The organism is Rhodoferax sp. (assembly GCF_028689305.1).
Classification (GTDB): domain Bacteria; phylum Pseudomonadota; class Gammaproteobacteria; order Burkholderiales; family Burkholderiaceae_C; genus Rhodoferax.
In genome coordinates this window covers 62,264-68,528 of record NZ_JAQTWM010000008.1, presented here as the reverse complement: position 1 = coordinate 68,528, position 6,265 = coordinate 62,264, and the positions used below count along the sequence as shown (strand labels likewise).

5 protein-coding genes are annotated in these 6,265 nt (G+C 58.8%); all 5 read right to left on the bottom strand.

What is annotated here, in order from left to right:
• Positions 1-409, bottom strand: a 409-nt coding sequence (locus PHW99_RS03280) for an ATP-binding cassette domain-containing protein (RefSeq protein WP_300173772.1), incomplete at its 3' end; no start/stop codon positions are given.
• A gap of 637 nt (positions 410-1,046) precedes the next feature.
• Positions 1,047-1,928, bottom strand: a complete 882-nt coding sequence (gene urtD, locus PHW99_RS03275) for an urea ABC transporter ATP-binding protein UrtD (RefSeq protein WP_300173770.1) — start codon at positions 1,926-1,928, stop codon at positions 1,047-1,049.
• Entirely contained in the window at positions 1,925-3,028 is a 1,104-nt protein-coding gene (urtC, locus tag PHW99_RS03270; RefSeq protein WP_300173776.1) for an urea ABC transporter permease subunit UrtC, read from the bottom strand. The genes urtD and urtC overlap by 4 nt, the downstream gene beginning before the upstream one ends.
• A 14-nt stretch (positions 3,029-3,042) precedes the next feature.
• Positions 3,043-4,611 carry an urea ABC transporter permease subunit UrtB gene (gene urtB, locus PHW99_RS03265; protein ID WP_300173768.1) on the bottom strand — a complete coding sequence of 523 codons (1,569 nt, stop codon included), beginning with the start codon at positions 4,609-4,611 and terminating at the stop codon, positions 3,043-3,045.
• Between the two features lie 366 nt (positions 4,612-4,977).
• The gene (gene urtA, locus PHW99_RS03260) at positions 4,978-6,252 is read right to left on the bottom strand and encodes an urea ABC transporter substrate-binding protein (RefSeq protein WP_300173766.1); all 1,275 of its coding nucleotides are present in this window, start codon (positions 6,250-6,252) and stop codon (positions 4,978-4,980) included.
• Positions 6,253-6,265 lie beyond the last annotated feature (13 nt).

The following is a 6,265-nucleotide window of genomic DNA, read 5'->3' as shown; positions in this document are numbered from 1 at the left end:
GCTGGCCGCCGGACAGGTCGCCGCCACGGCGCTTGAGCATTTGCTTCAACACCGGGAACAGTTCAAACAGCTCGGGGGGGATGGGGGTGCTGGACGGTTTGTAGGCCAGGCCCATGCGCAGGTTTTCCTCGACCGTTAATCTGGCAAATATCTCGCGGCCTTGGGGGACGAAGCCGATGCCGGCTCTGGCTCGCTCGTAAGGCGTGGCAGTTTGGATCGGCTTGCCGTCGAATTCGATGCTGCCGGTTTTGATGGGTACCAGGCCCATTAGGCTTTTGAGCAGGGTGGTTTTGCCGACACCGTTGCGGCCCAGGATGACGGTGACTTTTCCTGGAGTGGCTTGCAGGTTCACGTCGCGCAGGATGTGGGAGCCGCCGTAGTATTGGTTGATGTTTTTGACATTCAGCATCGGGCTTTATCCTGCTTTTGGTTGTTTTTGATGTGCTCGTTGGCCGGGTCTCGCCCCGGCGGGCGAGGTACTTTTCTTTGCTTCGCCAAAGAAAAGTACCCAAAAGAAAGGCGAGCCGAATACGTCGCCGTCACTGCGTGCCGGTTCGCTGCGTTGCTCGGTCTGGGCGGGGTCTCGCTCGAACTCGGCTATCGCCTCAAACAATCGCGAGCCCTGATCCGCCCAGCCCTGCGCTACTCGCCGACGCACCACGGCGTGGGGGGCAGCACTGCTCGCCCGGCTGCGCCGGGCATTGCAGCGCGGGGTGTGCCACACGCCCCAGTGCAATGTGGCGCGCAGCGCCACGAGCGGTATTCCCTGGGTCCCCTCTGGATGCGCCTGAGTTGCGACGGTTGGGCGGGAAAAAGAACCGCGATTGTCTGAGCGAAGCGAGTTCGAGCGGTTCCCCGTCCAACCGTCGCAACTCAGGTTGCCCGTAGCGAAGCGCAGGGTCGCAGACAGTGGGGTCGCCCTTTCTTTGCTTACTTTCTTTCGGCGAAGCGAAAGAAAGTGAGTCGCCAGCCGGGGCGAAATCCCGGCAACCGCTTCGCACTCAGAAGAATCAGAAAAAGCCCACTGAGCAACCAGGCAAACATCCCTAGCGTCCAAGATACACCTCAATCACCCGCTCATCCGCCTGCACCTGCGCCAGCGTCCCCTGCGCCAGCACCGAGCCGTCGCACAACACCGTGACGATGTCCGAGATGGTGTTGATGAAGCTCATGTCATGCTCCACCACCATCAGCGAATGTTTGCCTTTCAAAGACAAAAACAGCTCAGCCGTGCGCTCGGTTTCTTCATCGGTCATCCCCGCCACCGGCTCGTCCAGCAGCAACAGCTTGGGGTCTTGCATCAGTAACATGCCAATTTCCAACCACTGCTTCTGCCCGTGGCTGAGGTAGCCGGCCTGGCGCGACACACTGCCCGCCAGATGGATGGTGTGTATCACCTCGGCCAGCCGGTCGCTCTGCTTTGAATCCAGTTTGAACAACATCGAAGCGGTGACAGCCTTGTTGGTTTTCAAAGCCAGCTCCAGGTTTTCAAACACCGAGAGTTGCTCAAACACCGTGGGTTTCTGGAACTTGCGGCCAATGCCCATCTGGGCGATTTCAGATTCTTTGTAGCGCAGCAGGTCGATGGTGCTGCCAAAAAAAACGCGGCCTGCGTCCGGGCGGGTTTTGCCGGTGATGATGTCCATCATGGTGGTCTTGCCCGCGCCGTTGGGGCCGATGATGCAGCGCAGCTCACCGGGGGCAATGTCCAGACTGAGTTGATTGATGGCCTTGAAACCGTCAAAACTCACGCTCACCTCTTCCAGGTACAGGATACGGCCATGGGTGGTGTCCACCTCACCCGGCGTGTGTAAACGCGAGAAACCAGCCTCGCGACCACCCGATTCGGTGTTACCACGTGCGACAGCATGGGCCGCGCGGTATTGCTCGGCGTGGCGAGCGCCTTGTTCCAACAGGTCGGGGGTCATTGGGCACCGCCTTTCAGTTTTTTGATCAAGCCCACCACCCCATCGGGCAGAAACAATGTGACTCCAATGAACAAAGCGCCCAAAAAGTACAACCAGAATTCGGGGTAGGCCACGGTGAGCCAGCTTTTGGCCCCGCTGACGATGAACGCGCCCAAAATTGGCCCGATCAGCGTGGCGCGGCCTCCTACGGCGGCCCAGATGGCGATCTCGATCGAGTTGGCCGGGCTCATTTCACTCGGGTTGATGATGCCAACCTGCGGCACATACAGGGCACCAGCCACACCACACATCATGGCTGAAATGGTCCAGATGGTGAGCTTGTAGCCCAGCGGGTTGTAGCCGCTGAACATGACCCGTGTTTCGGCATCACGCACAGCTTGCAGCACCCGGCCAAATTTGCTGTTGATGAGCCAGCGTGCCAGTAAAAAGAAGCCCAGCAGCGTGAGGCCGGTCAGCACAAACAGCGTCATGCGCATCTGCGGTGTGGCAATGGGGATGTCCAGAATGCGCTTGAAATCGGTAAAGCCGTTGTTGCCGCCAAAACCAGTTTCATTGCGGAAGAACAGCAGCATCGCCGCGAACGTCATGGCCTGGGTGATGATGGAAAAGTACACGCCTTTGATGCGTGAGCGAAAGGCAAAGTAGCCAAACACCAAGGCCACGATGCCTGGTGCTGCAATGATCAAAAACAGGGTAGCGATGAAGCTGTCAGAAAACGTCCAGTGCCAGGGTAGCGTCTTCCAGTCCAGAAACACCATGAAGTCGGGCAGGGCGCTTTTGTAATTGCCTTCCAGGCCAATCTGGCGCATCAGATACATGCCCATGGCGTAGCCACCTATCGCAAAAAACAAGCCGTGGCCCAGGCTCAAGATGCCAGTAAAACCCCAGATCAAATCCATGGCCAGCGCACAAATGGCGTAACACATGATGCGCCCGAGCAGCCCTACACCGTAGTCGCTCAGATGGAAAAGGCTGCCCGCAGGCACCAGTAAATTCAGCACCGGGGCCACCGCGCAAACGATGATCATCGCCACCAGAAAAGCCGCCCATCCTTTGCGGCCAAGCAGCGGCGCGGGAGTGGGTAAGGAAACAGGGTTCAAAGTTGTGTTCACGTTCATGCCTCCGCCGAGCGGCCCTTCATGGCAAAAATGCCCTGGGGTCGCTTTTGAATAAAGATGATGATGAACACCAGCACTGCAATCTTGGCCAATACCGCACCGGTCAGCCCCTCCAGGAATTTGTTCAAAATGCCCAACCCAAGCGCGGCATACACCGTGCCCGCCAACTGACCGACACCGCCCAGCACCACCACCATGAAGGCATCGACGATGTAGCCCTGGCCCAGGTCCGGCCCGACATTGCCGACCTGGCTCAAGGCGCAGCCGGCCAGCCCGGCAATGCCGGAACCCAGGGCAAAGGCGTAGGTGTCAATACGTGCTGTGTTCACGCCCATACACGAGGCAATCGGGCGGTTTTGCGTGACCCCGCGCACAAACAAGCCCAGGCGGGTTTTGCTGATCAGCCATGACACGGTAGCCAGCACAAAGAGGGCAAAACCGATGATCACCAGCCGGTTAAACGGCAGTGACAGGTTGCCCAGAACCTGGACACCACCACTCATCCACGACGGGTTTTCCACGCCCACGTTTTGGGCACCAAAAATGCTGCGCACCAACTGCATCAGCATCAGGCTGATGCCCCAGGTGGCCAGCAGGGTTTCCAGCGGGCGGCCATAGAGAAAGCGGATCACCGTGCGCTCCAGCGCCGCACCCATCAGGGCGGCAGCCAAGAATGCCACAGGTACAGCGGCCAGCAAATACCAGTCAAACGCGCCAGGCAGGTATTTTTGAAACAGACCTTGCACCACGTAGGTGGCGTAGGCCCCAATCATCATCAGCTCGCCGTGCGCCATGTTGATCACGCCCATCAGCCCGTAGGTGATGGCCAGGCCAAGCGCCACCAGCAGCAGGATCGAGCCCAGGCTGATGCCGCTGAACAAGGCCCCCAACTTGTCCCCCCAGGCCAGGGTTGATTCCACCTGGCGCAGTGCGTTCCCCAGGGCGGCTTTGGTTTCTGAATCCGGCTCCCGTGCCAGCCGTGCCAGCAGCATGGTTTTGGTGTTGGCCTGGACGCTGGTGGCCAGCAGTTTGGCAGCCTCCAGGCGTTTGGTTTTGTCTGCGCTGTTCAACAGGGCGGCGGCGCGTACCATCCCCAACTGGTCTTTGATGGCAGGGTTTTGTTCGGCGGCCAGGGCTTTTTCGATCAGCGGTAGCTTGCTTTCGTCAGCGTCGCTTTGCAATTGCTTGACGGCGGCGGCGCGCATCGTATCGTCTTTGGAAAACAACTTGAGGGCGGCCAGCGCCGAGTCGATTTCGCCGCGCATGCGGTTGTTGTTGATCACGTCTTCGGCATCGGCGGGTAAGGCTTGTTCTGCGTTGGTCACGGGGTCAAGCGCTGTGTCATCCTTCACCATTAGCACCTTGCCGCCAGCCACTTTGACGGCGTCCTCCGACATGGCCTGCAGAAAGGCTGCGGTTTTGTCGTCCGGCGTGGCCATGGCTTTGGCCAGCGCCTCAATGCGGCTGTCGGTTTCACCGATGGTGATGCCTTTGACCTCATCAGCCGTCAGAGCGTGAACCTGGGTCGCGAGCAGCAGGGCGGCAATGGCTAAGAAATGTCGCATGGGTTGTTTGTGGGGTTTTTATTGATCAAAGACTTGATGCTGATTTATTCGAGTCGCTGACATGGGGGTGGTTGGTGCAGCGTGGACTTGGGGTTTGGCCAAATCAAGGAGGAGCACGCGTCAGCGGGCGGGGGACATTCGCGGAACCATCTGCCCCTATGTCAGCGGCAGCAGAGGCCGCAGGAAAGATCGGGTATCCCGGATCTTGGTTCCACCGAGCCTTGGCAGACTCAGGCCGACGTGGTACTCAGCTCCGCGGCTGTCCCCCGGCCTTCGGCCTCCTCCTTGATGCCGCTGCACTGAGTGCCACGCCGACCTGAGTTCATACGCACCTCCGGCCCGTTGCAGCACCCAGTCAACCGCCAATTACTTCTTCGCAGGCTCATCCGGCTTGCCGGCATTGCCTTCGATGTACGGCGACCATGGCTTGGCTTTCACCGGGCCGGGTGTCTTCCAGACCACGTTGAACTGGCCGTCGGCCTTGATCTCACCAATGAACACACTCTTGTGCAGGTGGTGGTTCTTCTCGTCCATCTTGCTGACAATGCCACTCGGGGCTTTGAAGGTCTGGCCGGCCATGGCGGCAATCACCTTGTCGACCTCGGTGGACTTGGCTTTTTCAACCGCTTGTTTCCACATGTTGATGCCGATGTAGGTGGCCTCCATCGGGTCGTTGGTCAAAGGCTTGTCCTTGTGGCCGGCAATGCCCTTGGCCTTGGCGTAAGTGGTCCACTTTTTGATGAACTCGGTGTTGCTCGGGTTCTTGATAGACTGGAAGTAATTCCAGGCGGCCAGGTGGCCGACCAGCGGCTTGGTGTCCACACCGCGCAGCTCTTCTTCACCCACGCTGAAAGCCACCACTGGCACGTCTTTGGCCTTCAGGCCGGCGTTGCCGAGTTCTTTGTAGAACGGCACGTTGGAGTCACCATTGATGGTGGACACCACCGCGGTTTTGCCACCGGCGCTGAACTTCTTGATGTCAGCCACGATGGTTTGGTAATCACTGTGACCAAACGGGGTGTATTTCTCGTCAATGTCCTTGTCTGCCACGCCTTTGGATTTGAGGTAAGCGCGCAGGATTTTGTTGGTGGTGCGGGGGTAGACATAGTCGGTGCCCAGCAAGACCCAGCGCTTGGCTGCGCCGCCGTCTTTGCTCATCAAATAGTCCACCGCGGGAATGGCTTGTTGATTGGGGGCGGCGCCGGTGTAGAACACGTTTTTGGACAGCTCTTCACCTTCATATTGCACCGGGTAGAACAGCAGGCCGTTCATTTCTTCGACCACCGGCAACACCGACTTGCGGCTCACCGAAGTCCAGCAACCAAAGATCACATCGACCTTGTCCTGGCCGAGCAGTTGCTTGGTTTTTTCAGCAAACAGCGGCCAGTTGGAAGCCGGGTCAACCACCACGGGTTCGAGCTTCTTGCCGAGCAAACCGCCCTTGGCATTGATCTCGTCAATGGCCATCAGCACGGTGTCTTTCAACACAGTTTCAGAAATGGCCATGGTGCCAGACAGGCTGTGCAAGATGCCGACCTTGATGGTGTCGGCGGCAAAGGCTGGCAGGGCTGACAAGCCAGACAGCGCGACGGCGGCAGTGAGCGCCTTGAGGGTAAAACGACGTGAGTTCAAAGATGACATGTGTGCGACTCCA

What these genes read in the sequence shown, in the direction of transcription:
- urtD (WP_300173770.1), bottom strand. Translation starts at nt 1,928, where the DNA reads ATGACCCCCGACCTGTTGGAACAAGGCGCTCGCCACGCCGAGCAATAC.
- urtB (WP_300173768.1), bottom strand. Translation starts at nt 4,611, where the DNA reads ATGCGACATTTCTTAGCCATTGCCGCCCTGCTGCTCGCGACCCAGGTT.
- urtA (WP_300173766.1), bottom strand. Translation starts at nt 6,252, where the DNA reads ATGTCATCTTTGAACTCACGTCGTTTTACCCTCAAGGCGCTCACTGCC.